The organism is Sphingobium sp. 15-1, from assembly GCF_013375535.1.
Classification (GTDB): Bacteria; Pseudomonadota; Alphaproteobacteria; order Sphingomonadales; family Sphingomonadaceae; genus Sphingobium; species Sphingobium aromaticivastans.
On record NZ_JABXJG010000001.1, the window covers coordinates 1,418,029 to 1,441,053 of the forward strand.

Annotated in this window: 24 protein-coding genes; 12 read left to right on the forward strand and 12 right to left on the reverse strand. The window is 64.2% G+C overall.

Annotated elements, in window-relative coordinates:
* The first annotated feature begins 51 nt into the window (after window positions 1-51).
* The 3 genes from surE (at window position 52) to rimO (ending at window position 3,588) form a co-directional block, all read left to right on the forward strand.
* The gene (gene surE, locus HUK72_RS06610; RefSeq protein ID WP_176596071.1) at window positions 52-816 is read left to right on the forward strand and encodes a 5'/3'-nucleotidase SurE; all 765 of its coding nucleotides are present in this window, start codon (window positions 52-54) and stop codon (window positions 814-816) included.
* Window positions 817-1,086: 270 nt separating this feature from the next.
* On the forward strand, window positions 1,087-2,145 hold the full coding sequence (locus HUK72_RS06615) for a TrkA family potassium uptake protein (RefSeq protein ID WP_176596072.1): 1,059 nt from the start codon (window positions 1,087-1,089) through the stop codon (window positions 2,143-2,145).
* 48 nt (window positions 2,146-2,193) lie between these two features.
* A complete protein-coding gene (gene rimO, locus HUK72_RS06620) occupies window positions 2,194-3,588 on the forward strand; it encodes a 30S ribosomal protein S12 methylthiotransferase RimO (RefSeq protein ID WP_176596073.1) in 1,395 nt (464 codons plus the stop codon).
* 90 nt (window positions 3,589-3,678) lie between these two features.
* Here the strand turns inward: rimO and HUK72_RS06625 are convergent, their stop codons facing one another.
* Together HUK72_RS06625 and HUK72_RS06630 are read right to left on the reverse strand one after the other, a co-directional pair.
* The gene (locus tag HUK72_RS06625) at window positions 3,679-4,524 is read right to left on the reverse strand and encodes a DUF4163 domain-containing protein (RefSeq protein ID WP_176596074.1); all 846 of its coding nucleotides are present in this window, start codon (window positions 4,522-4,524) and stop codon (window positions 3,679-3,681) included.
* Complete coding sequence (locus HUK72_RS06630; RefSeq protein ID WP_176596075.1) at window positions 4,524-4,727, reverse strand: hypothetical protein; 204 nt, start codon at window positions 4,725-4,727, stop codon at window positions 4,524-4,526. Before HUK72_RS06630 ends, HUK72_RS06625 begins: the two co-directional genes overlap by 1 nt.
* A 140-nt stretch (window positions 4,728-4,867) precedes the next feature.
* Here HUK72_RS06630 and HUK72_RS06635 point away from each other — a divergent pair, with 140 nt between their 5' ends.
* The 4 genes from HUK72_RS06635 to argC all read left to right on the forward strand — a co-directional run bounded on the left by HUK72_RS06635 (window position 4,868) and on the right by argC (window position 8,541).
* Window positions 4,868-6,265 (forward strand): M17 family metallopeptidase, encoded by a 1,398-nt coding sequence (locus HUK72_RS06635; RefSeq protein WP_176596076.1) that lies wholly within the window; start codon window positions 4,868-4,870, stop codon window positions 6,263-6,265.
* 62 nt (window positions 6,266-6,327) lie between these two features.
* On the forward strand, window positions 6,328-6,735 hold the full coding sequence (locus HUK72_RS06640) for a MarR family transcriptional regulator (RefSeq protein ID WP_176596077.1): 408 nt from the start codon (window positions 6,328-6,330) through the stop codon (window positions 6,733-6,735).
* Window positions 6,695-7,603, forward strand: a complete 909-nt coding sequence (locus HUK72_RS06645; protein WP_176596078.1) for a C40 family peptidase — start codon at window positions 6,695-6,697, stop codon at window positions 7,601-7,603. The genes HUK72_RS06640 and HUK72_RS06645 overlap by 41 nt, the downstream gene beginning before the upstream one ends.
* On the forward strand, window positions 7,600-8,541 hold the full coding sequence (gene argC, locus HUK72_RS06650) for an N-acetyl-gamma-glutamyl-phosphate reductase (protein ID WP_176596079.1): 942 nt from the start codon (window positions 7,600-7,602) through the stop codon (window positions 8,539-8,541). Before HUK72_RS06645 ends, argC begins: the two co-directional genes overlap by 4 nt.
* Before the next feature lie 80 nt (window positions 8,542-8,621).
* On the opposite strand, the gene HUK72_RS06655 is transcribed toward argC, so the two are convergent.
* Window positions 8,622-8,831, reverse strand: coding sequence for a hypothetical protein (locus HUK72_RS06655; RefSeq protein ID WP_176596080.1), 210 nt, complete (start codon window positions 8,829-8,831; stop codon window positions 8,622-8,624).
* A 222-nt stretch (window positions 8,832-9,053) separates the two neighbouring features.
* On the opposite strand from HUK72_RS06655, the gene HUK72_RS06660 reads away from it, so the two are divergent.
* Window positions 9,054-9,227: a hypothetical protein gene (locus HUK72_RS06660; protein ID WP_176596081.1), complete on the forward strand. Its 174-nt coding sequence runs from the start codon at window positions 9,054-9,056 to the stop codon at window positions 9,225-9,227.
* A 60-nt stretch (window positions 9,228-9,287) separates the two neighbouring features.
* Entirely contained in the window at window positions 9,288-10,616 is a 1,329-nt protein-coding gene (locus tag HUK72_RS06665; RefSeq protein WP_176596082.1) for a sorbosone dehydrogenase family protein, read from the forward strand.
* Between the two features lie 198 nt (window positions 10,617-10,814).
* Here the strand turns inward: HUK72_RS06665 and HUK72_RS06670 are convergent, their stop codons facing one another.
* A complete protein-coding gene (locus HUK72_RS06670) occupies window positions 10,815-11,633 on the reverse strand; it encodes an ATP-binding protein (protein ID WP_176596083.1) in 819 nt (272 codons plus the stop codon).
* Window positions 11,634-11,744: 111 nt separating this feature from the next.
* Here HUK72_RS06670 and HUK72_RS06675 point away from each other — a divergent pair, with 111 nt between their 5' ends.
* Entirely contained in the window at window positions 11,745-12,701 is a 957-nt protein-coding gene (locus tag HUK72_RS06675; protein ID WP_176596084.1) for an L-threonylcarbamoyladenylate synthase, read from the forward strand.
* Between the two features lie 157 nt (window positions 12,702-12,858).
* Here the strand turns inward: HUK72_RS06675 and HUK72_RS06680 are convergent, their stop codons facing one another.
* From HUK72_RS06680 to thrS, 8 genes are all read right to left on the reverse strand, one after another.
* Window positions 12,859-13,125 (reverse strand): hypothetical protein, encoded by a 267-nt coding sequence (locus HUK72_RS06680; RefSeq protein ID WP_176596085.1) that lies wholly within the window; start codon window positions 13,123-13,125, stop codon window positions 12,859-12,861.
* A gap of 74 nt (window positions 13,126-13,199) precedes the next feature.
* Window positions 13,200-13,736, reverse strand: coding sequence for a peptide-methionine (S)-S-oxide reductase MsrA (gene msrA / locus HUK72_RS06685; protein WP_176596086.1), 537 nt, complete (start codon window positions 13,734-13,736; stop codon window positions 13,200-13,202).
* 42 nt (window positions 13,737-13,778) lie between these two features.
* Entirely contained in the window at window positions 13,779-15,485 is a 1,707-nt protein-coding gene (locus HUK72_RS06690; protein WP_176596087.1) for a long-chain fatty acid--CoA ligase, read from the reverse strand.
* Window positions 15,486-15,622: 137 nt separating this feature from the next.
* Window positions 15,623-16,306, reverse strand: a complete 684-nt coding sequence (locus HUK72_RS06695) for a DUF1013 domain-containing protein (RefSeq protein ID WP_176597768.1) — start codon at window positions 16,304-16,306, stop codon at window positions 15,623-15,625.
* Between the two features lie 114 nt (window positions 16,307-16,420).
* Window positions 16,421-17,449, reverse strand: a complete 1,029-nt coding sequence (locus HUK72_RS06700) for a glycosyltransferase family 1 protein (RefSeq protein ID WP_176597769.1) — start codon at window positions 17,447-17,449, stop codon at window positions 16,421-16,423.
* Between the two features lie 29 nt (window positions 17,450-17,478).
* On the reverse strand, window positions 17,479-18,342 hold the full coding sequence (locus HUK72_RS06705) for a UDP-2,3-diacylglucosamine diphosphatase (RefSeq protein ID WP_176596088.1): 864 nt from the start codon (window positions 18,340-18,342) through the stop codon (window positions 17,479-17,481).
* A gap of 187 nt (window positions 18,343-18,529) precedes the next feature.
* Window positions 18,530-19,063, reverse strand: a complete 534-nt coding sequence (gene infC, locus HUK72_RS06710) for a translation initiation factor IF-3 (protein WP_021238112.1) — start codon at window positions 19,061-19,063, stop codon at window positions 18,530-18,532.
* Between the two features lie 127 nt (window positions 19,064-19,190).
* Complete coding sequence (gene thrS / locus HUK72_RS06715) at window positions 19,191-21,173, reverse strand: threonine--tRNA ligase (RefSeq protein WP_176597770.1); 1,983 nt, start codon at window positions 21,171-21,173, stop codon at window positions 19,191-19,193.
* Between the two features lie 232 nt (window positions 21,174-21,405).
* On the opposite strand from thrS, the gene HUK72_RS06720 reads away from it, so the two are divergent.
* Together HUK72_RS06720 and HUK72_RS06725 are read left to right on the forward strand one after the other, a co-directional pair.
* On the forward strand, window positions 21,406-21,843 hold the full coding sequence (locus tag HUK72_RS06720; protein WP_176596089.1) for a biopolymer transporter ExbD: 438 nt from the start codon (window positions 21,406-21,408) through the stop codon (window positions 21,841-21,843).
* Between the two features lie 93 nt (window positions 21,844-21,936).
* Window positions 21,937-23,022 carry a YjgN family protein gene (locus HUK72_RS06725; protein WP_176596090.1) on the forward strand — a complete coding sequence of 362 codons (1,086 nt, stop codon included), beginning with the start codon at window positions 21,937-21,939 and terminating at the stop codon, window positions 23,020-23,022.
* Window positions 23,023-23,025 lie beyond the last annotated feature (3 nt).

Genomic DNA, 23,025 nt, shown 5'->3' on the forward strand with positions numbered 1-23,025 from the left:
GGGGGTGGGCAGGCTTCTCGACTTCGCTCCAAGCAAACGGAATCCAGGCATATGCGCATCCTGCTCACCAATGACGACGGAGTTCATGCTCCGGGCCTCACGGTGCTGGAGGAGATTGCGCGGACACTATCCGACGACATCTGGATCGTCGCGCCCAGCGAGGAGCAGTCGGGCGCGGGGCATAGCCTGACGCTGACGCGGCCGTTGCGCATCCGCCAGCATGGCGAGAAACATTATAGCGTGACCGGTACGCCCACCGACGCGGTGATGATGGCGGTCGGGCATCTGATGAAGGATGCCAAGCCCGATCTGGTGCTGTCCGGGGTCAACCAAGGCGCCAATCTGGCGGAGGACGTGACCTATTCGGGCACCGTCTCCGCCGCGATGGAGGGCGCGATCTCCGGGATCAAGTCGATCGCGCTCAGCCAGGTCTATGCGCGGGAGGGCATGGGCGACGCCGTGCCCTTCGCGGCGGCGCTGGCCTGGGGTGAGAAGGTGTTGCGCCCGCTGATCGCCATGCCGGCCAGTCCGCGATTGCTGTTCAACGTCAATTTCCCTGCGCTCGATCCAGCGGCGGTGAAGGGCGTGCGCGTGGTGCGGCAGGGGTTCCACGATGTCGACCGGACGAAGATCATCCAGGGCACCGATCCGCGCGGCTACGACTATTATTGGTTCGGACTCGGGAAAAGCAATTCCGTGCCGGAGGGGAGCGATCTGGCCGCCATTGCCGAGGGTTATGTGACGGTGACGCCGCTGCACTACGATCTGACGCAGGACAGCGCCATGGCGGCGACGGCGGCCGCGTTCGGAGGATAGGTGCCTGACGACGTGTTCCTGCGCAGGCAGGAACCCAGTTCCGCCGTTGATCCGTTAAGGCAAATGTCTGAATTAGGCTCTCATAGGCCGCTCGTCTCGTTCGAGTGCCTGCGCAGGAGCACCTCTATCTGTTGTGGAACTGAACAGAATCTAGCCATGGCAAAATCAGGGGATTAAAGACGTGGCAATGTCGCGCACATTCCTTCTTCCTGTTCCTGCCCTTGCCATTCCCGCAATGCTTCCCCTCCACATGATTGGAACAAAGGCCCGATGAGGATCGTGCCCGTCCGGCCGCCGTCCAGCGCGGCGGGTTTTCTGCGGCGGCGGTCTTCGCTACCGGTCTGGGCCGATCTCGCCTGGCGGGTGGCGCTGGTGTTCGGATTGATCGGGCTGGTGCTGCTGATCCACTGGATCGGGCGGGATGGCCTCAAGGACAATCTCGACAACCGGATCAGCTTTGTCGACGTGCTCTATTTCACGACGGTGACGGTCACGACGGTCGGCTATGGCGACATCGTGCCGGTCAGTCCGGAAGCGCGGCTGTTCGAAGCGCTGCTGGTGACGCCGATCCGGCTGTTCGTCTGGCTGATCTTCCTGGGGACGGCCTATAATCTCTTCTTCCGCAACATCCTCTACAGGTGGCGCATGGCTCGCATTCAGGCCGATCTGCATAATCATATCGTCGTGACCGGCTTTGGCACCAGCGGGGCCGAGGCGGTGCGCGAGCTGCTGGCGCGGGGCGTCGATCCGCGCGAGATCGTGGTGGTCGACCCGGTCGAGAAAGCGCTGGCCGAGGCGGAGGCGCTGGGCTGCAATGTGCTGTGCGGCGATTCGACGCGGGACCGGACGCTGAACGACGTGGCGATCCATCGGGCGCGGACGCTGATCGTGTCGGCGGGACGGGACGATACCTCCATCCTCATCACGCTGACGGCGCGGCATCTGGCCCCTCGCCTGCCTATCAGCATCGTCGTGCGCAATGAGGATAATGAACTGCCCGCAAGGCAGGCCGGCGCGACCACCGTGATCAATCCGGTGAGCTTCGCAGGGCTGCTGCTGGCGGGCAGCACCAGCGGCCAGCATATCGCGGACTATATGTCGGACCTCGCCGCTTCGGGCGGCCAAGTGAAGCTGCATGAGCGTTTCGTGCTGCCGGAGGAGATCGGCAAGCCCCTGTCGGCCATCGCGACCGGGCTTGGCGTGCGCATCCATCGCCAGGAACGGGCCATAGGTTTCTGGGAGGAGGATGCGGCGAAGCTCCAGACCGGCGACCTCATCATCGAGATCGTGCAAGGCGATGCGGCCGGGAAAGCCCGCAATCCGGCCTGATTTCGAGAGCTTTTGCGTGGCCCCGTGACATTCGGCGCAAAAATCCCTATGTGCGCGCCGATCATGGCAACCAAAATTCCCGAAGCGCCGAAGGTCGGCATGGTGTCGCTGGGCTGTCCCAAGGCGCTGGTCGACAGCGAGCGCATCCTGACCAAGCTGCGTTCCGACGGCTATCAGATGTCCGCCGACTATGCCGGCGCCGACGTCGTGCTGGTCAACACCTGCGGCTTCCTCGATTCGGCCAAGGAGGAATCGCTCGAAGCGATTGGCGAGGCGATCGCGGAAAATGGCCGGGTCATCGTCACAGGCTGCATGGGCAATGAGGCGGAACTGATCCGCCAGAAATTCCCGCAGGTGCTGGCCGTTACCGGCGCGCATCAATATGAGGCGGTGGTGAATGCGGTGCATGAAGCCTCGCCGCCGGTGCCCAACGCCTTCGTCGATCTGGTGCCGGAGGGCGGGCTGAAGCTGACGCCGCGCCATTACAGCTATTTGAAGATCAGCGAAGGCTGCAACCATCGCTGCTCCTTCTGCATCATCCCTTCGCTGCGCGGCGACCTGGTGTCGCGGCGCGTCGACGCCGTGCTGCGGGAGGCGGAGAAGCTGGTGCATGCGGGCACCAGGGAACTGCTGATCATCAGCCAGGATACGTCGGCTTACGGCGTCGACACAAGGCATGAGACGCGCCAGTGGAAGGGCCGCGACGTCCGCGCCCATATGACCGATCTGGCCCGCGAGTTGGGGCAGTTGCGCACGGCGGAGGGCACGCCGCCCTGGGTGCGGCTGCACTATGTCTATCCCTATCCGCATGTGGATCAGGTGATCCCGCTGATGGCCGAGGGGCTGCTGACGCCCTATCTCGACATTCCGTTCCAGCATGCCGCGCCTTCGGTGCTGAAGGCGATGAAGCGGCCCGCCAACGAAGCCAAGGTGCTGGACCGCATCCGCAAATGGCGGGACATCTGCCCGGACATCGCGATCCGGTCGTCCTTCGTCGTCGGTTTCCCCGGCGAGACGGAGGCGGACTTCGACTATCTGCTGCAATGGCTGGATGAGGCGCAGCTCGATCGCGTCGGCGCTTTCCGCTTCGAACCGGTCGAGGGCGCGGCCGCCAACGACCTGCCCGACGCGGTGCCGGAAGAGGTCAAGGAAGAGCGCTATCAGCGGATCATGGAAAAAACCGCAGCAATCTCCGCCGCCAAGCTCGCCGCCAAGGTCGGGCGCGTGCTGCCCGTCATCATCGATGAGGTGGGCGAGGCTGACGAGGACGGTTCGGTCGGCGCCACGGCCCGCAGCCAGGCCGACGCGCCGGAGATCGACGGCAATGTCTTCCTGCGCGATGTGGGCGAAGGGCTGGTACCGGGCAGCATCCTGAACGTGCTGATCGAGGATGCGGACGAGCATGACCTTTATGGGGTGCCGCAGAACGCCGGATCGTATTGAACCACGTGTTCCTGCGAAGGCAGGAACCCAGTTCCGACGTCAGAGCTGGGCTCCTGCCTTCGCAGGAGCACGGCGCATTGCAGGGCGACGTCATTCTGCTGCGACGAACGCGTCCTGATATTCCGTCTTGATCGCGTTGCGCATGGCCGCATCGACGGGCAGCGCAATGTCGTAATTGCCCTCCGCATAGGGACCGGCGCTATAGGGGCCGATGACCACGGTGACGCCGTCGATCAGCTTGCCGTCCTTCGACGTGGGCACCAGCACCTCCTTCATCGGATCGATGCATGTGGTGAAGTCGTCATCGTCGCTGCGCTTCACCGGCGCCCCCCGCTTTTCCGCCCGCGCCTTGTCGAGCGCGTCGCAGAAGCGGTCGCGAATGGCGGCAGCGAAAGTAGCCGGCGAGGTCATGAGCGCCTCCACCGCCGTTTCGCGCTTGCGATCCTTGTCCCACAGCAGGGCGTCATAGCCGGTCATGCCGTGCGCGCCGCCCGTATAGACATAGCTTTCCGATTCCAGCGCCAGGAAGCGCGGCGTGTCGGCGGTCACGGTCCAGCGGGTCTGAAGGGCATGGGCGTGGAAGGGGAAACCGGAAGCCTTCGCCGCCTTCTGATCTTCCCGCGCCATTTTGAGCGCGTCGGCCTTGGTGACTTTCAACGCATTGCCGAATTTATCGGCCAGCGCGGGAATCTGCGCCGCCTGGGCGGGATAGCTGTAGCCGAATTCCAGCAGATCGGTCTTTTCCTTCTGCTCGAACGGCTTGGCGGGCGGCGGCGGCTCGGGCTGGCCGGACATGCGGTTGGCGAAATTGCTGGCGGCAACGTCATTGCCGGGCGCAGCCATATCGTCCGCATCCCTGGACGCCGAACATGCGCCAAGCCACAGGACCGCCGCAAGCAGCGGTCCCGTCCGTCCCCTCCCCTTGATGGCGCGCATCAGTGCGCCTTGGCAGCCGCCATGCACCGTTCGCTGATCGCCTTGCGCGTATAGCTGCTCTGGAGCGCGGCGCCGGCATTGGGCCAGCCTTCCGCGATCAGCGCCTGTTCCACCGCATGCGCCCCGTCGAAGCGTCCGCTTTCCGCCAGCGCATAGGCGCGGGCGCGAAGGGCCTGGAGCCGGCCGTCATCGGTGTGCATCATCACATCTCTCCTTATTGTAGCTGCGTTCAATCTAAGCCTGCGAGCCGTCCGACGCAAATGATAGCGCGGCCGGAGGAGGCCCGCTGGCGACGAAAATTGCGCTTTCCATCCCGGCCGCCTTTCTTCAAAACAGATGCGTCATGACTGAATTTTTCGACCTGCTCAAAGCCGACAACAACCAGGCCGCCCGTTCGATCCAGATCGTGGATGCGCCAGCCATGGAAGCCTGGCTCGCCAGCCAGCCGGAGCGGGTGCGGGCCTTGGCCGCCGCGCAGAAATTCAAGGGCAAGGCCAATGAACTTGCCATATTGCCCGGCGACGATCCGGCGGACTGGTCCGTGGTGGCGGGCGTCGCTTCGCGCGAGAAGCTGGGGCCATGGTGCCTGGCGAAGCTGGCCGAAACCTTGCCCGAAGGGACGTATCGGCTGGCGGAGGGAACCGCTGGCGCGGCGATGCTGGGATGGCTGACCGCGCAATATCGGTTCGACCGCTATCGCAAGGAGGAGAATGGCGCCGGCGCCCGTGTGCTGCTGACCGGGGAGGTGGCGCAGATCGAGGGCACCGTGCGATTGGCGGAGGCGGTGGCGCTGGTGCGCGATCTGGTCAACACGCCCGCCGCCGACATGGGGCCGGGCGATCTGGAGGCTGCAGCACGCAAGGTCGCTGAACGTTTCGACGCCGAATGCAAGGTGACGAAGGGCGACGCACTGGAACATGGCTTTCCGATGATCCACGCTGTCGGCAAGGCGGCGGACAAGAGCTTCGCGCCGCGCCTGATCGAATTGCGCTGGGGCGACCCCAAGCATCCGAAGGTCGCCATCGTCGGCAAGGGCATCTGCTTCGACAGCGGCGGCCTCGACATCAAGCCTTCCTCCGCGATGCGGCTGATGAAGAAGGATATGGGCGGCGCGGCCCATGCGCTGGCGCTAGCGCAGCTCGTCATGGGCGCACGATTGCCGGTGCGGCTGCATCTGCTGATCCCGGCGGCAGAGAATGCGGTGTCGGGCAACGCCTTCCGGCCCGGCGACATATTGCGGTCGCGCAAGGGGTTGACGGTGGAGATCGGCAATACCGACGCCGAAGGACGGCTGGTGCTGGGCGACGCGCTGACGCTGGCGGGCGAGGACAAGCCGGAACTGATCATCGACTATGCCACGCTGACCGGCGCGGCGCGGGTGGCGGTTGGGCCGGACCTGCCCGCCCTCTTTGCCAATGACGACGCGCTGGCCGGAGAGATGGACGCGGCCGGAAGCGCGGTCGACGATCCGACATGGCGCCTACCGCTGTGGGATGGTTATGCGGAGATGCTGAAGTCGGACGTGGCGGACATCAACAATGCGGGCGAAGGCGGCTTTGCCGGCGCGATCACGGCGGCGCTGTTCCTGAAGCGCTTCGTGCCGGAAAACACCCCCTGGGTGCATCTCGACACCTTCGCCTGGCGACCTTCCTCGCGGCCGGGGCGGCCCAAGGGCGGCGAAGCGCTGGGGCTGCGCGCCGCCTTCCACATGCTGCAGGCGCGCTATAGCCATAAAAAGTAAAAAGAAAGCTGTTTTGGCGGGCCGTTACGCAACCGGATTGGCTATTGTGCGTTTGGGGGTGCATGGATGCCCAATCTGCCCCGAATGAAGCCGCAGAGTTGAACCGGCCCGGCCTGAAACCGCTCAGCCAATGGATGCGCACGCTGGTCGATTATGTGCGGTCGGGAAAGCCCGACCTCACCAACCGGCAGATGGCGCTGATGCTGACCGTCTATATCGGCGCGGGGCCGCATACGGTGAGGGGACTCGCGGAGGCGCTGAACGTCTCCAAACCGGTGATCACCCGCGCTCTCAACAAATTATCGGCGCTCGGGTATCTGCGGCGGGAGCGGGACTCCACGGACCGGCGCAATATTTTCATCACCCGGACCCCAAAAGGGGCGGAATTTCTTGACGCCTTTCACCATTTCATCGCAGGAACCGGCCGCGATGAACGCCACAATTTCTCCTCCGCGGGCCACTCCGCCTGAACGCATCCGATTCAAGCTGAACGGCCGGTCGGTCAAGCTCGACACGCGGGTCCATGCCGCGCGCGGCGACCTGGCCGATCTGGCGCTGGCCGGGGTGCTGTTTTCCGCCCATTATGCCCGCGCCGTCGAACTGACCTGCGTGGCGGCGGGCGCGCCGGTGCTGGCGTCCGATACGCCCAAGGCGCAGGCGGTCAGCGAATTGCTGCGCGGCGAAAGCTTCCACGCGCTGGACGTGACGGCGGACTGGGCCTGGGGCTTTTGCGGGCATGACGGCTATGTCGGCTATGTCCGGCGGGAGGCGCTGGACGTCCGGGAGGTGGTGAACAGCCGCGTGATCACCGGCACGGCTCCCCTGTTCAGCGCCGCCGACATCAAATCGCCCATTGCCGATTACTGGCCGCGCGGCGCGCAGTTCACCGCTGAGGCGGAGGGCGATTTCTTCGCCTGCGCCGAAGGTTTCGTGCATCGGCGCCATGTCGCGGCGATCGACGCGCTGGAAAGCGATTGGGTCGCGGTGGCGGAGCGCTATCTGGGTCAGCCCTATGTCTGGGGCGGGCGCGGGCATCGCGGCGTCGACTGTTCGGGGCTCGTGCAGGTCGCGCTCAGCCAGTGCGGGATCAAGGTACCGCGCGACACCGATCTGCAGCGCGAGGGGATCGGTTCCCCGATCGCGCCCGACGCGCCGCTCCGACGAGGGGACTTCATCTTCTTTCCGGGCCATGTCGGCATCATGACCGACGGCGACACTATATTGCATGCCAACGCCCATTGGATGAGCGTGGTAATCGAGCCCCTGGCCGACGTCGTCGGCCGGTTGGCGGCGGACCATGCGGAACCCATATCGGCGCGGCGGAGAATCGGCACATGACACAGATTTTTATCGACGGCGGCGTCGGGACTACGGGACTTGAGATCAACGAGCGGCTGGCGGGCCGCCCGGAATTGTCGTTCATCACGCTGGACGAGGACAGGCGGAAGGATGCGGCGGCGCGCCGGGACGCGCTGAACGCGGCGGACATCGTCATCCTCTGCCTGCCGGACGACGCGGCGCGGGAGGCCGTGGCGCTGATCGACAACGGCCGGACGCGGGTGATCGACGCGTCGACCGCGCATCGCGTGGCCGATGGCTGGACCTATGGCTTTGCCGAACTGGAGCCGGGGCATCGGGAGAAGCTCGCCAATGCGCGCTTCGTCGCCAATCCGGGTTGCTGGCCGACCGGCTTCCTGGCGCTGGTGCGGCCGCTGGTGCTGGCCGGGCTGTTGCCTGCCGACTGGCCGGTGACGGTGTCGGGCGCCTCGGGCTATTCGGGCGGCGGCAAGTCGATGATCGCGGAATATGAAGGCGCGGAGGGCGCTCCCAGCGCTTTCCGCCCTTATGGGCTGGGGCTGGCGCACAAGCACGGACCGGAAATGCTGCGCTATTCGGGCTTGCGGCACCCGCCTTTGTTCGCTCCTGCCGTCGCCAACGCCTATCGCGGCATGATCGTGGAAGTGCCGTTGCAGTTGCGCGCCATGCCGGGCGCGCCTTCGGTGGCGGATGTGCATGGGGCGCTGGCGGCGGCCTATGCGGGGTCACCGATCGTCAGCGTGGAGGCGCTGAAGGACAGCGCGGCCATGACCCAGGTCCGCCTGGAGCATGTCGGGGCGACCGACCGGCTGGCGCTGTTCGTCTTCGGCAATGAAGCGACGGGTCAGGCGCGGCTGGTGGCGGCGCTCGACAATCTGGGCAAGGGCGCGGCTGGGGCCGCGGTGCAGAACCTCAACATATTGGCCGGCTTGCCGGAGACATCGGGCCTGCGGCTTTAGATCCGCGTTCGACCATTCCTTCATTCGTCATGCTGAACTTGTTTCAGCATGACGAATAGAGAATCGGGCGAAGTTTCAGATCAATGGATAGTGCCGAGCGGCCCTTCATGCGTGAGCAGCACGATCAGCCGCTCGATCTGCCGCCAATGGCAAAAGCGGATATGGTTGCCCACATCGCGGCTGCGGTCGGCGCGCGCCGCCGCCTCATAGCCTGCATTGTCGCCAAACAGAGCCATTAATTCGGCCGCGTCCTCATAGCTCCTGCGATTCGCAAGATACGGTATGTTCATGACCAAGGCCCCCAAAGTCCCCACCCTGACGGTAGGGACACCGCTTCAATGCCCATGCCAGTTTCGCCTATCGACGGATCGGCGCGGCTTTCAAGGGTGAACGGTCCGTTATCCAAGTCCCGCCTTGGCACAGCCATCCCAAGGCGGGACAGGCCTGTCCCGAAACGGCGCAGGCGGGAAAGCCTCTGGCCATGCATCGCGGCGCGTGGCAAGGAACGGCCGATGACAAAGGCCAGAAAAGAACCGATCGGCGCGGGCGCCATTTTGGCGATCACCATTTTAGGCGGCACGATCGTCGGCGGCCTGATGGGCCAGCCCAGCGCGGGCCTGTTGGCCGGCACGGCGCTGGGGATCGTGATCGCTGTTCTGTTGTGGCTGCGCGATCGGGGAAAATAGCTTCGCTCCCGACGGTTGCGCGCCTTGCCAGCCTGTGGGGGCCAGCATAAACGAGGGATCATGAAGAAGCATCTGATCGCCCTCGCCCTCATCCTATTGGTCGTTCTTGGCGGCCTGTTCTTCTACTTTGCGCGAGGGGATACGGCGCAGCTTCCCGCCGGTGCGGATGTCGGCAAGGAGCCAGTCTTCACCAGCCCGCGCAGCGAGATGATCCCGACGATGAATGTCGCGGAAGCGGCGCCGTGGAAGAAGGGCGAGAAGCCGGTTCCCGCCAAGGGGCTGGGCGTCGACCGTTTTGCCGATGGGCTGGACCATCCCCGCTCGCTGCTGCGCCTGCCCAATGGCGACGTGCTGGTGGCGGAAACCAACAGCCCCACGCGACCGACCGGCGGCATCGTCAACCGGGTGATGAACTATCTGATGAACAAGGCGGGGGCTGGCGTGCCCTCCGCCAACCGCATCACCCTGCTGCGCGACGCCGATGGCGACGGACGGGCGGAGACGAAGACGGCTTTCCTGACGGGGCTCAATTCACCCTACGGCATGGCGCTGGTCGGGAACACGCTCTACGTCGCCAATACCGATGCGCTGATGGCCTTTCCCTATAAGGTGGGCGAAACGAAGATCGCCGCCAAGGGACGCAAGATATTGAGCCTGCCCGCGCAGGCACCCAATATGCACTGGACGCGCAGCCTGGCCGCCAGCCCGCAGGGGCTGCTCTATGTGGGGGTCGGCTCCAACAGCAATATCGGGGAAAATGACCTGGCGACGGAGGATAATCGCGCCGCCGTGCTGGAGGTCAATCCCAAGACCGGCGCCTATCGCATCTATGCCTCGGGCCTGCGCAATCCGGTGGGGCTGGCTTTCGAGCCCAAGAGCGGCGCGCTGTGGGGCGTCGTGAACGAGCGCGACATGCTGGGCAGCGATCTGGTTCCTGATTATCTGACGCGGGTGGAATTCGGCGCTTTCTATGGCTGGCCGTGGAATTATTGGGGCGGTTACGAGGATCGCCGGGTCCAGCCGCAGCGGCCGGAAATCCGCGAATATACCAAGCGGCCCGATTATGCGCTGGGCAATCATGTGGCGGCGCTGGGGCTGACCTTCGCAGACAAGGTGACGCTGGGTGGGCCTTACGGCAACGGCGCCTTTGTCGGGCTGCACGGCAGTTGGAACCGCAAGCCCCTGTCGGGATATAAGGTCGTGTTCGTGCCCTTTGGCGACAATGGCGAGGCGGGCAAGGCCAAGCCGATGGACGTGCTGACGGGCTTTCTGGGAGCCAAGGGCGAAGCGCGCGGGCGGCCGGTGGATGTCACGGCGGACGCCAAGGGCGCGTTGCTGGTGAGCGACGATGTCGGCGGGGTCATCTGGCGGGTAACGGCTGCCAAATGAGGTGACGGGTTCTTGGTCTGGTGTGGCCATGAGCGGACATTAGTCTTCGTCACCCCGGACTTGATCCGGGGTCCCGCTGCCTTTTCCAGCACGCGGCCAAGAAGAAAAGCGGGACCCCGGGTCAAGCCCGGGGTGACGAAAGAGGTAATGGTAGGAAGCCACCCATTGGCCTGACCGACCTCCGGCTGGCTTCACACCCTAGATAGTGAGGCCGTTACGCCCGGCCAGTTCCACCACATATTGCCAGGCCACGCGTCCGGAACGGCTGCCGCGCTGGGTCGCCCACTGGATCGCGTCCAGCGGCTCGAAGCTGAGGCCGAGACTGGCCGCATAGCCGCCGACGATGGCGACATAGGCATCCTGGTCGATCGCATGGAAACCCAGGCTCAGGCCGAAGCGATCGGACAGCGCCATCTTGTCGTCCACCACGTCGCGCGGATTGACCGGGTCGTCCTGCTCCGACAGGTGACGGGGGACGATATGGCGGCGGTTCGACGTCACATAGAGACGGACATTGGCCGGACGCGCCGCAGTGCCGCCTTGCAGCAGCGAACGGAGCGAACGGGCGTCTCCCACGCCATTTTCCTCAAAGCCCAGATCGTCGAGGAACAGGATGAAGGGCCGCTGCGTGTCGCGCAAAATGGTGAAGAGCTGCGGCAGGCTGGCCAATTCGTCGATCGCGCATTGCAGCAGGGCGATGTCCTGCCCTTCCGCCTGCAGCTTGCCGACGACCGCGGCGACCGCGGCCGACTTGCCGGTACCGCGCGCGCCCCAAAGCAGCACGTCATGCGCCGCATGGCCGGCGGCATGGCGGCGGCTGTTTTCAAGCAGCGCCTGCTTTTGCGCGTCGATGCCGGTCAGCAGGGCATAATCCACCGGCGCGAAGGTCTCTACCGGACGGATCGAGGCGCCGTTCCACACATAGGCAGGTGCGGCGGCCAGATCGGCGGAGGAAGCGGGCGGCGGAGCGATCCGTTCCAGCGCTTCGGCAATGCGGGTCAGCAGGGCATCGTTCATGGCGCCCTCGCTTAACCCTCCCCCGCTTCTGGGGCAAGCGCGGCGCATATGTCATTCTTCTGTAGCAATGGCCTTTTACTCCCCGAAATCGGGGCTTATATCGCTGGGGTCGTGACCATCCCAAATCCTGTCTTTTCCACCCGAATCTGCCGCTACGGCAGCGAAGCGCTGCGCGAGGCGGCGCTGCTGATCCGCGCTGGCGAGCCGGTCGCCGTGCCGACCGAGACGGTCTATGGCCTGGCGGCTGACGCCACGGACTCCAATGCGGTAGCAGCGATCTACACCGCCAAGGGACGGCCCAGCTTCAATCCGCTGATCGTGCATGTCGCGGACAGGGAGATGGCCGGGCGTCTGGCCGACTTTTCACCCGTAGCCGACAAGCTCGCGGAACGGTTCTGGCCCGGCGCGCTGACCATGGTTCTGCCGGTGCGAGCGGACAGCGGGCTGTCGCCGCTGGTGATGGCGGGGCTACCGACAGTAGCGCTGCGACTGCCCGCGCATCCGGCGATGCGGGCGTTGATTCGGGAAAGTGGCCGGCCGCTCGCCGCGCCGTCGGCCAATCGCAGCGGCGCGATCAGCCCGACGCGGGCCGAACATGTGATGGCGAGCCTCAACGGCAAGATCCGCATGATCCTGGACGAAGGGCCGACCAGCGAAGGGCTGGAATCGACCATCGTCGCGCCGGAAAGCGGCCGCATCCGGTTGCTGCGGCCAGGCCCGGTCACGGCGGCGATGCTGGAGGAAGCGACCCGGCTGCCGGTAGTGACGGGCGTGGAGAATGCGAAGATCGAGGCGCCGGGGCAGTTGGAAAGCCATTATGCGCCATCCAAGCCGGTGCGGCTGAACGCTCTGAAGGCCGAGAAGGACGAATATCTGATCGGCTTCGGGTTGATGCCCTGTCATGTGAATTTGAGTCCCGACGCCGATATGCGCGAGGCGGCGGCGCATCTGTTCGCGGCCTTGCACATCGCGGATGCGAGCGCGGCGGAGCGGATCGCGGTGGCGCCGATCCCGAATGAAGGAATTGGGGTGGCGATCAACGACCGATTACGGCGGGCGGCGGCTTAACATTCGCATTCATGCGGACCGCCTATGGGTACCGTCATGCTGAACTTGTTTCAGCATCCATTCTCTCCATGAGCGGCGGTTTCGAAGGCGCAATGGATGCTGAAACAAGTTCAGCATGACGCGTGGGAATGGGCCGGATAAAAGGGCGAGAAATCACTCACCCGCAATTATCATAACCCGCTTCACGGCATTCGCTGCGGCGGTGTTCTTCCTCTTTCTTCCGTTCGCGGGCTTCGCGCGCTTCCTGCTTGCGCATCTTGCGGCCGTAATTGCGGTCGGCTTCCTCCTGGCTGGTGGTGCTCCAGTCGACCACCTGGCTGCCAGCGCGCACCGGCGCCGTCACGATATTCGCCGCCGTCCGCGCAATGCAGCCCGGCAGGAACAGCAACAAAGCCGGCGCGGCCATCCATGCGATCTTGTTCATATCTCTTCCCCGGCTTGTCATTTCCGTCAGCTTAAAGACGCTGGCGGCCAGGGCAAGCCGTGGGCGACGAACCGTTAGGGCGCTTCGATCCGCTCGGCAAAGCCCTTGCGCAGCTTGGCGAGCTTGGGCGGGATCACCGCCATGCAATAGGGGTTCCGGTCCCCTACCCGCTCCCAATATTTCTGATGATAATCCTCCGCCGGATACCAGGGCGCGTCGGGTTCGATGGCGGTGACGATCGGGTTCGCCTGATCCGCCTGGGCGCGCTCGATACCCGCCCTCGCCTCCGCCGCCTGTTCGGACGAATGGGGGAAGATGGCCGACCGATATTGGGTGCCGATGTCATTGCCCTGCCGGTTGAGCGTCGTCGGATCGTGCGTGGCGAAGAAAATGTCCAGCAGGTCGCCATAGCCGATCACCGCCGGATCATAGGTGATGCGGATCGCCTCGGCATGACCGGTCGCGCCGGAGCAGACCTGCTCATAGGTCGGATCGGGCAGCGCGCCGCCGATATAACCGCTTTCCACGGCCTTCACGCCCCTCAAATTCTGATACACCGCCTCGGTGCACCAGAAGCAGCCGCCAGCCAGGGTTGCGATCTCTTCGGCCATATTTGCGTCCTTATCCTATATTGGCCGCTGAGATAGGAAGAGTCAGCCCGCGGTTCCAGTCTGCTGCGTCGCCGCCTCCGCCTTGGCGCGTTCCTCGGCCACCAGTTCCTTGCGGGACAGCTTGCCGACCAGCGTCTTGGGCAGGTTGAGGCGCACCTCCACCTCGCACACCTTCTCATGCTTGCCCAGTTGCGGGTTCAGCCAGTCCTTGAGCGCGGCGCCGTCTATGCCGGACCCCTCCTGCAAGGTGACGAAGGCCTTGGGGCACTCGCCGCGATAATGGTCGGGAATGCCGATCACCAGTGCTTCCTTGACCGCCGGATGGTGGTAGAGAATCTTCTCGACCTCGCTCGGGAAAACCTTGAACCCGCCCACGGCGATCATGTCCTTCAGCCGGTCGACGATCTTCACATAGCCGTCCGCGTCGATCAGCCCGACATCGCCGGTGCGCAGCCAGCCGTCGACGAACACCTCCTTGTCGGCGTCGGGCCGCTGCCAATAGCCCTTCATGATCTGCGGCCCGGCAAAGACCAGCTCGCCCGGTTCGCCTGCGGGCGCTGGGCGGGTCGGGTCTTCGCGGTCGACCAGCTTGACGCGGGTGCCGGGAACCGGCTGACCCACGGTGCCGGACTTGTTCAGCCCCTCATAGGGATTGGAGCAGACGACCGGACTGCTTTCGGTGAGGCCATAGCCCTCCACCAGCTTGCTATGGGTCATCGCCTCGAACCGCTGCTTGACCTCCAGCGGCAGGGGCGCGCCGCCGGAAATGCACAGGCGCAGGGAGGAAAAGTCGATATTCGGCGTCGCGGGATGATCCAGCAACGCCTGGTACATGGTGGGCACGCCGGGCAGCGAGGTCGCCTTGGTCCGCTGGATCGCGGCCAGCACCTGCGTGCCCTCGAAACGCGGCAGCATCACCATCTCGCCGCCGTTCAGCACCGTGCGGTTGAGCACGCAGGTGTTGGCGAAGACATGGAAGAAGGGCAACACCGCCAATATGCGGTCCGGCGCTTCGGGATGCGGATCGATCAGGCGAACCTGCCGCGCATTGGCGGTCAGATTCTGATGGGTCAGCATCGCGCCCTTGGGCCGGCCGGTGGTGCCGCCGGTATATTGCAGCAGGGCAATGTCCTGCTCCGGGTCGATCGCGACGGGCGCGGGGTCATCGCCATGACGCAGCAGATCGGCATAATGGGTGATGCGCGGATCATGCGGGACCGTGGCGGTCTCCTTGCGCTTGAACAGGCGGAACAGCACCGACTTGGCGGGCGGCAGCACCTCCGCCACGCAACCCACGACCAGCCGTTCCAGACTGCTATTGTCCAGCACTTCCAGCGCCGTGGGCAACAACGCCTTGGCCGACAGGGTGAAGAGGATCTTGGTGCCGCTATCCTCGACCTGATGCTCCAGTTCGGCGGCGGTGTAGAGCGGGGAGTAATTGACGACGGTGGCCCCGGCCATCATCGCGCCATAATAGGCCGCGACATAATGGGGCACGTTGGGAAGATAGAGGCCGACCCGATCGCCCTTCCGGACGCCCAGATCCTGCAATCCCCGAGCGACCTGGCTGATGACATGGAACATTTCGCCATAGGTCGTCTTGCGGCCCATGAAATCGATCATCACCGCTTGCGGATTGGCTGCGGCGCTGTTCGCCACCATGTCCACCATCGACAAGGGCGGGAATGTCTGCTCCCAGGCGGAGGGATGATTATAGCGGGTTTTCCAGATCTTTTCGCTGCTCTCCATTTGTACAGGTGTAAGTTACGCCTTCCCTTTACGCAAGCGTAAAGCACGACAAAAAGGGCCGCGCCTTGCAGCCAGGCACGACCCCTCTCAGCTTTCCGCCACCGTCATTCCGCGCGCGGCGGAATGACGTTACGGCATCAAACCTGACCCTTATTGTCGCTGAACGGATCGAGGATTTTCGCGGCGCCCGAAATCAGGTCGGACTCGCTTTTCAGCGCCTGTTCGGCGCGGCGGGTGGCGTCGTCGCGTTCGCGGCGCAGTTCGTTGATCAGCGCCTCGCGGTCGCCGTCCAGGCGCGAATCGGTGGGGGCTTCAATGCCCGCCTTCTTCGCCGCCTTCGTCACCAGCGCGTCCAGTTCGCGCTGCGAGCAGAGGCCGAGCGTCACCGGGTCCTTGGGCACGATGTTGGAGATGTTCCAGTGCGTGCGGTCGCGGATCGCGGCGATAGTGGTGCGGGTGGTGCCGATCAGCTTGCCGATGGCGCCGTCCGAAATCTCCGGATGGTTGCGCAATATCCAGGCGATGCCGTCCGGCTTGTCCTGACGCTTGGACACCGGGGTGTAGCGCGGCCCCTTGGTGCGGCGGACCGGCTCCGGGCCTTTCAGCATCTTCAGACGGTAATCCGGATTGCTTTCGCCCTTGTGGATTTCCTCCATCGTGATTTCATGGGCGCGCACCGGATCGCGGCCGGTATATTTGGTGCCTGCGGTATCGTCGGCAATCGCCTGCACTTCCAGGATGTGCAGCCCGCAAAACTCCGCGATCTGGTCGAAGCTCAGCGCAGTGTTGTCGACCAGCCAACTGGCTGTCGCATGGGGCATGAGAGGCTGGGACACGGGAATTCTCCGGCACTAAAAACAACAAGGGCCGCCCAAGCAGGGCGGCCACGCCCGACCTGAGATAGTGCATCCCGCCAGCAACGGCAAGGAAAAGCGTCAAGCCGCGCTGTCGAGCGCCTGGGGACCGATATTGTGCAGGCCGGCCAGGAATTCCTGCGCGCTGCGTTCCCAACTGAAGCTCTGGCCATAGGCGGCGCAGGTCTTGCGGTCGCAGAGGAGCGCAGCGGCGATGGCATCCTCCAGCCGGTCCGACAATGCGCCGGTTTCCGGGGTAACGATGTCGACCGGACCCGTGACCGGATAGGCAGCGACCGGCGTGCCGCAGGCCAGCGCCTCTATCATCACCAGCCCGAACGTGTCGGTGCGGCTGGGAAAGACGAAGACATCGGCGCCGGCATAGGCCCCGGCTAACTCCGCTCCGAACATCGGCCCCAGGAAATGCGCCTGCGGATAGGCCTTTTCCAGCATGGCGCGGGCCGGGCCGTCGCCCACCACCACCTTGGTGCCCGGATGGTCGCTGGCGAGGAAAGCCTCCAGATTCTTCTCGATCGCGACGCGGCCGACATAAAGCTGGATCGGGCGCGGCAGGTCGGCAAAGGTGGCGGGCGGCGTCGCCCGCGGCGTGAAGGCGGCCAGGTCCACCCCCCTGCCCCATGCGCGCACCTGCGCCAGCCCATGGGCGCGCAATTGCTGCCTGACCGACCCGGTCGACACCAGCACGGCTTCGGCCGGCCCATGGAACCAGCGTATATAGCGCCAGAACCAGGCTGCGGGCAGGCCGGTGCGCTGCGCCACATAGTCCGGAAAATGGGTGTGATAGGCGGTGGTGAAGCGGATGCCGCTGCGCAGGCACCAGCGCCGCGCCGCAAGGCAGAGCGGTCCTTCGGTCGCCAGATGGATCGCATCGGGACGGAAAGCGGCGATCATCTGCCCCACCACCGTCGACCGGGCGAAGGCCAGGCGGATTTCCGGATAGGTCGGGCAAGGGATGGAACCGAAGAGGTCGGGGGAGATCACCTTCACCTCATGCCCCATCTTCTCCAGTTCCGTCTGCATGGTCTGGAGCGTGCGGACGACGCCGTTCACCTGCGGGCTCCAGGCGTCGGTCACGATGATTATGCGCATGGGGGGCGGGCGCATCGGCTCCCCTCCCGTCAGGCCGCGATCCGCGACGGTTCGTCGGCCGTGCGCTTCGCGATCTCATCGGCCCAGTGCAATACTTCCATCCGGCCGTCAAAATGCTCTACCAGCGCGGTGCAGCCCTCCACCCAGTCGCCGTCATTATAATAGTGGACGCCCGCGATCTCGCGGATTTCGGCATTGTGGATATGGCCGCAGACCACGCCATCGACGCCGCGCGATCCGGCCTCATGCGCCACCACTTCCTCGAAGCGGGAGATGAATTCGACGGCGTTCTTGACCTTGTGCTTGGCCATTTTGCTCAGCGACCAATAGGGCAGGCCCATGCGTTGGCGCACCGCGTTCACGACGACATTCACGCGCATCAGCATGGTATAGGCCGCATCCCCGATGAAGGCGAGCCAGCGGTGCGCGAGCATGATCGTGTCGAACTCGTCGCCATGGAGCACCAGCAGCTTGCGCCCATCGGCGGTTTCATGGATCGCCTTGCGCCGGATTTCGACGCCGCCGAAGCTGAGGCCGGTGAACTGGCGGAACATCTCATCGTGATTGCCGGGGATGTAGACGACGCGGGTGCCACGCTTGGCGCGCTTCATCACGCGCCATACCACGTCATTATGCGCGGCGGGCCAGTAGAAGCGCCTCTTCAGTCGCCAGCCGTCGATGATGTCGCCCACCAGATAGATGGTGTCGCTGTCGACGCTGTCGAGGAAGTCGATCAGCATCTTCGCGTTGCAGCCGCGCGTGCCCAGATGAATGTCCGAAATCCAGATCGTGCGATAGCGGCGACGCTTCCCTTCCCGTTCGGGAATGGCGAATTTGTCGTCGGCACCATCGTCCAGATCCGCCAGAAAAGGCAGGCGCGTGATGGCGTTCATGATGCGGCCCCTGAGCTGTTTCCCTCAGAAGCGAATCCTTAGCGGGCCTATGTTACAACTCCGCAGCGAATATGACGGAAATGCTACGCTTTTGGCCAAAAGCAGCGGACTTCCGAACCTGGAAAACGCATCGGGCGGAGCCTGCATCCAGACCCCGCCCGACAAGCACACCCCAAAAGCCGAAGCGTTATTTCGGCGCCAACACCATCAGCATCTGGCGGCCTTCCATGCGCGGATAGGCTTCGACCTTGGCGATCTCGCCCACATTTTCCGCCACGCGCTGGAGCAACTGCATGCCGAGCTGCTGGTGCGACAATTCGCGGCCACGGAAGCGCAGGGTGATCTTCACCTTGTCGCCGTCACCGATGAAATCATGAACCTTCTTCATCTTCGTATCATAGTCATGATCGTCGATGTTCGGACGCATCTTGATCTCTTTGAGTTCCTGCGTCTTCTGGGTCTTGCGGGCGATATTCGCCTTTTTCTGGGCTTCGTACTTATATTTGCCGATGTCCAGAAACTTGCAGACCGGCGGATCGGCGGTGGGCGACACTTCGACCAGGTCCAGCCCGATCTCATAGGCGCGCTCGATCGCCTCCTGCGTATACATCACGCCCAGATTTTCGCCTTCGTCGTCGATCACGCGCACCTTGGGCACGGTGATGAACTCGTTGTAACGGGGACCAGACTTAGGCGGCGGCGCCATCGGGCGGCGCATCATTGGGGGACGTATAGCGGCTTCTCCTATGGAAGTTGTAACAACGACTCTGGCGGCCCTTTAGCGCAAAGCCGAAAGGGGCGGCAAGCCCGCAGTTGCGGATTCACCAGCCCCATGTGGCATTGCTGCCTCACCGCATATCAGGTGCGCGGGCCCCTTTTGCAAGACGGGCGATGACATCTTCGACCGAAAGGATGCTTTGTCCCTCCTTGCCGAGTTCGCGCAGCGCGACCGTGCCCTCATCCGCCTCGCGGCGGCCGACGACCAGCAAATTCGGCACTTTCGCCAAGCTCTGCTCGCGCACCTTATAGTTGATCTTCTCGTTCCGCACGTCGGTTTCCGCCCGGATTCCTGCCGCCCGCAGCTTCTCGACGACCGTCTGCGCATAGCCGTCGGCGTCGGACACGATGGTCGCCACAACCGCCTGCACCGGCGCCAGCCAGAGCGGGAATTTGCCCGCATAATGTTCGATCAAGATGCCGACGAAGCGCTCATAGGAACCGAAAATCGCGCGGTGGAGCATCACCGGCCGATGCCGTTCGCCATCCTCGCCCACATAGGAGGCGTCGAGTCGCTCCGGCAGCACGCGGTCCGACTGGATCGTGCCGACCTGCCAGGTGCGTCCGATCGCGTCGGTCAAATGCCATTCCAGCTTGGGCGCATAGAAGGCGCCCTCGCCCGGCAGCTCTTCCCAGCCATATTCGGGCGTATTGAGCCCCGCCGCGGCGACCGCATTGCGCAGCTCTTCCTCGGCCTGATCCCACATCTCCTCAGTGCCGAAGCGCTTGTCCGGGCGCAGCGCCAGCTTGATCGAATAGGTGAAACCGAAATCCTTGTAGATGCGGTCGGCCAGCGCGCAGAAAGCCCGCACTTCCTCGACGATCTGATCCTCGCGGCAGAAGATATGCGCGTCGTCCTGCGTGAACTGGCGCACGCGCATCAGGCCGTGCAACGCGCCATGCGGCTCGTTGCGATGGCAGCAGCCATTTTCGTAGAAGCGCAGCGGCAGGTCGCGATAGCTTTTGATCCCCTGCTTGAAGATCAGGATGTGCGCCGGACAGTTCATGGGTTTGAGCGCCATCCAGTCGGCGTCGTCCGATACCAGCGGGCCTTCATCCTCGACATTGGGCACTTCGTCGGGAATGACGAACATATTCTCGCGATATTTGCCCCAGTGGCCGGACTGTTCCCACTGGCGCGCGTCCATCACCTGCGGCGTCTTGACCTCGCGATAGCCCGCACCGTCGATGGCGCGGCGCATATAGGCTTCGAGTTCGCGCCAGATCAGATAGCCCTTGGGGTGCCAGAACACCGACCCATGCGCCTCCTGTTGAAGGTGGAACAGGTCCATCTCCGCGCCCAGCTTGCGATGGTCGCGCTTCGCCGCCTCCTCCAGACGCGTCAGATGCGCATCGAGCTGCTTCCTGTTGAGCCAGCCGGTGCCGTAGATGCGGCTCAGCATCGCATTCTTCTGGTCGCCGCGCCAATAGGCGCCCGACACGCGGGTCAGCTTGAACGCCGCCGGATCGAGCTTGCCGGTGGAGGCGAGGTGGGGACCACGGCACATGTCGAGCCAATCGGCGCCGGACCAATAGACCGTCAATTCCTCGCCCTCGGGCAGTTCGACGGCCCACTCCGCCTTGAACGTCTCGCCCTCGGCCTTCCAGCGGGCGATCAGATCCTCGCGCTTCCACACCTCCCGGCGCAGCGGCTTGTCGGCGGCGATGATCTCCCGCATCTTCGCCTCGATGGCGGGCAGGTCCTCCTCGGTGAACGGCCGATCCTTCGGCGCGAAATCATAATAAAAGCCATCGTCGGTCGAAGGCCCGAACGTGATCTGCGTCCCCGGAAACAAAGCCTGCACCGCCTCCGCCAGCACATGGGCGAAGTCGTGCCGCGCCAGTTCCAGCGCATCCGCCTCATCTCTGGACGTCACCAGCGCCAGTTGCGAATCCTGCTCCAGCGGCCGCATGATGTCGCGCAGCTCGCCATCGACTCGCGCGGCGATGGCGGCCTTGGCCAGACCCGGCCCGATCGCCGCCGCAATGTCCGCCGGGGTAGTGCCGGGCGCGACTTCACGCACGGAACCATCGGGCAGGGTGATCTTGAGCATGGCGGACACGGAGGGTCTTTCTGTGAAAATGGCATATTGCGCGGCCGAAAAAACCGCGCCTTCCCCATAAATGGGCCGCCCGTCCTGTCAATAGAGCGTTCCGAAGTCGACCGGAACAGCCAACGACCTGCATGATACGCCAAACAAACGCCGGTAGCCCTCTTGCCAGGAACGGTCGATCGAGGCATGTTTCATGTGTTGATATATCATTATCTCAACGAAAGGGACGCAAATGGCTTTGAGCTTCGCAAGACCCAACAGCGCCGGACAGGACACCCCCATGTCGGACATGAACACCACGCCGTTGATCGACGTGATGCTGGTGTTGCTGATCATGTTCATCATCACCATCCCGATCCAGACGCACAGCATCGCGGTCGATCTGCCGCAAACGCCGAAGGAACTGCTCCCGACGCCCATCAACACCGTCAAGAACAGGGTCGCTATCGATGCGTCCGGCGTCATCCGCTGGAATGGCGCGGCGATCGACCGGTTCACGCTCCGCCAATATCTCGCCGCCTCGCTGCGCCTTCCCGTCGAGCCCGAACTCCAGTTCCAGCCGGACGCCGCCGCCCGCTACGTCACGGTCGACGAAGTGCTGGCCGACATCCGCCGCGCCGGGGTCGAGAAGCTCGGCTTCATCGGCAATGAACGCTACGCCGAATTCTGATTTTTCAGCATAATAGCCGCCGAAACGGTTCCGATCCCCCTTGACCCGCTGCCGTTGCCATAGTCTTCTGCCGCAGGGCTACAGGGGGTTATCATGGATCAGGAACGCATTGGCGGCGACGGCTTCGCCTTTGAGGGCAATTGGCGCGATTATGCGCCGATCGCCTTCACCAACCTGCTGCTGACGATCGTCACGCTGGGCATTTATCGTTTCTGGGCGACGACGCGGACGCGGCGCTATCTCTGGGCGAACACGCGCTTCATCGACGACCGGCTGGAATGGACCGGCACGGGCAAGGAGTTGTTCCTTGGCTTCCTGATGGTGCTGGCGCTGATCGGCCTTCCCTTCCTCTTCCTGCAATTCGGCGCGCAGGCGCTCATCCTCCAGGGGCATGAGGGCATTGCCGCGATCCTGACGCTCGCGGCCTTCGTGACGATCTTCTACATGGTCGGCCTCGCCCGCTTCCGCGCGCTGCGTTACCGGTTGAGCCGGACCTGGTGGCACGGCATCCGCGGCGGCAGCGACGATCAAGGCTTCGGCTACGGCATTTCCTATATGTGGAAAAGCGCCGTCGGCAGCCTGGCGGCGGGGCTGATGATCCCCTGGTCGATGATGTCGCTGTGGAACGAGCGCTGGAACAAGATGAGCTTCGGCCCGCACAGTTTCGAGGCGGCGGGCGATCATGGGCCGACCTTCCGGCGGTTTCTGCTTTTCTATCTGTTTCCCATAGCGGCCGTCATCATCGGCGCGATCCTGGCCTTTGTGGCAGTTCCCTTTGGCGGCATGCAGCCCGGCGGCGATGCCGGGAAGGTCGCCGGCATGTTCCTTGGCATATTGGTCTTCGTGGTGGCGATCTATGCCGGTCTCGGCCTGATCGCGCTCGCCTTCTACGCCAGTTTCTTCCGGGAAGCGGTGGAGGGGCTGTCGCTCACCGGCCTCAACTTCCATTTCTATGCCCGGACCAAGGACTGGTTCCTGCTGTTCCTGGGCGACATCGCTCTGGTGCTCTGCACGCTCGGCATCGGCGCGATCTTCCTGCAATATCGCCACTGGAAGTTCTTCGTGACCCATATGGGCGCGACCGGCACCATCTACACCGACGAACTCACCCAGTCGCAGACGAAGACCAGCCGCCATGGCGAAGGCCTGCTCGATGCGCTCGACGTGGGGGCTTTCTGACCG

Coding starts and splice junctions, on each gene's coding strand:
- HUK72_RS06720 (WP_176596089.1), top strand. CDS start 21,406: ATGGCTTTGAGCTTCGCAAGACCCAACAGCGCCGGACAGGACACCCCC.
- msrA (WP_176596086.1), bottom strand. CDS start 13,736: ATGGCCGAAGAGATCGCAACCCTGGCTGGCGGCTGCTTCTGGTGCACC.
- thrS (WP_176597770.1), bottom strand. CDS start 21,173: ATGCTCAAGATCACCCTGCCCGATGGTTCCGTGCGTGAAGTCGCGCCC.
- rimO (WP_176596073.1), top strand. CDS start 2,194: ATGTGCGCGCCGATCATGGCAACCAAAATTCCCGAAGCGCCGAAGGTC.
- HUK72_RS06670 (WP_176596083.1), bottom strand. CDS start 11,633: ATGAACGATGCCCTGCTGACCCGCATTGCCGAAGCGCTGGAACGGATC.
- HUK72_RS06625 (WP_176596074.1), bottom strand. CDS start 4,524: ATGCGCGCCATCAAGGGGAGGGGACGGACGGGACCGCTGCTTGCGGCG.
- HUK72_RS06640 (WP_176596077.1), top strand. CDS start 6,328: ATGGATGCCCAATCTGCCCCGAATGAAGCCGCAGAGTTGAACCGGCCC.
- HUK72_RS06725 (WP_176596090.1), top strand. CDS start 21,937: ATGGATCAGGAACGCATTGGCGGCGACGGCTTCGCCTTTGAGGGCAAT.
- HUK72_RS06660 (WP_176596081.1), top strand. CDS start 9,054: ATGACAAAGGCCAGAAAAGAACCGATCGGCGCGGGCGCCATTTTGGCG.
- HUK72_RS06695 (WP_176597768.1), bottom strand. CDS start 16,306: ATGCCCCATGCGACAGCCAGTTGGCTGGTCGACAACACTGCGCTGAGC.
- HUK72_RS06655 (WP_176596080.1), bottom strand. CDS start 8,831: ATGAACATACCGTATCTTGCGAATCGCAGGAGCTATGAGGACGCGGCC.
- HUK72_RS06700 (WP_176597769.1), bottom strand. CDS start 17,449: ATGCGCATAATCATCGTGACCGACGCCTGGAGCCCGCAGGTGAACGGC.
- HUK72_RS06615 (WP_176596072.1), top strand. CDS start 1,087: ATGAGGATCGTGCCCGTCCGGCCGCCGTCCAGCGCGGCGGGTTTTCTG.
- HUK72_RS06705 (WP_176596088.1), bottom strand. CDS start 18,342: ATGAACGCCATCACGCGCCTGCCTTTTCTGGCGGATCTGGACGATGGT.
- HUK72_RS06665 (WP_176596082.1), top strand. CDS start 9,288: ATGAAGAAGCATCTGATCGCCCTCGCCCTCATCCTATTGGTCGTTCTT.
- infC (WP_021238112.1), bottom strand. CDS start 19,063: ATGATGCGCCGCCCGATGGCGCCGCCGCCTAAGTCTGGTCCCCGTTAC.
- HUK72_RS06645 (WP_176596078.1), top strand. CDS start 6,695: ATGAACGCCACAATTTCTCCTCCGCGGGCCACTCCGCCTGAACGCATC.
- HUK72_RS06680 (WP_176596085.1), bottom strand. CDS start 13,125: ATGAACAAGATCGCATGGATGGCCGCGCCGGCTTTGTTGCTGTTCCTG.
- argC (WP_176596079.1), top strand. CDS start 7,600: ATGACACAGATTTTTATCGACGGCGGCGTCGGGACTACGGGACTTGAG.
- HUK72_RS06630 (WP_176596075.1), bottom strand. CDS start 4,727: ATGATGCACACCGATGACGGCCGGCTCCAGGCCCTTCGCGCCCGCGCC.
- surE (WP_176596071.1), top strand. CDS start 52: ATGCGCATCCTGCTCACCAATGACGACGGAGTTCATGCTCCGGGCCTC.
- HUK72_RS06690 (WP_176596087.1), bottom strand. CDS start 15,485: ATGGAGAGCAGCGAAAAGATCTGGAAAACCCGCTATAATCATCCCTCC.
- HUK72_RS06635 (WP_176596076.1), top strand. CDS start 4,868: ATGACTGAATTTTTCGACCTGCTCAAAGCCGACAACAACCAGGCCGCC.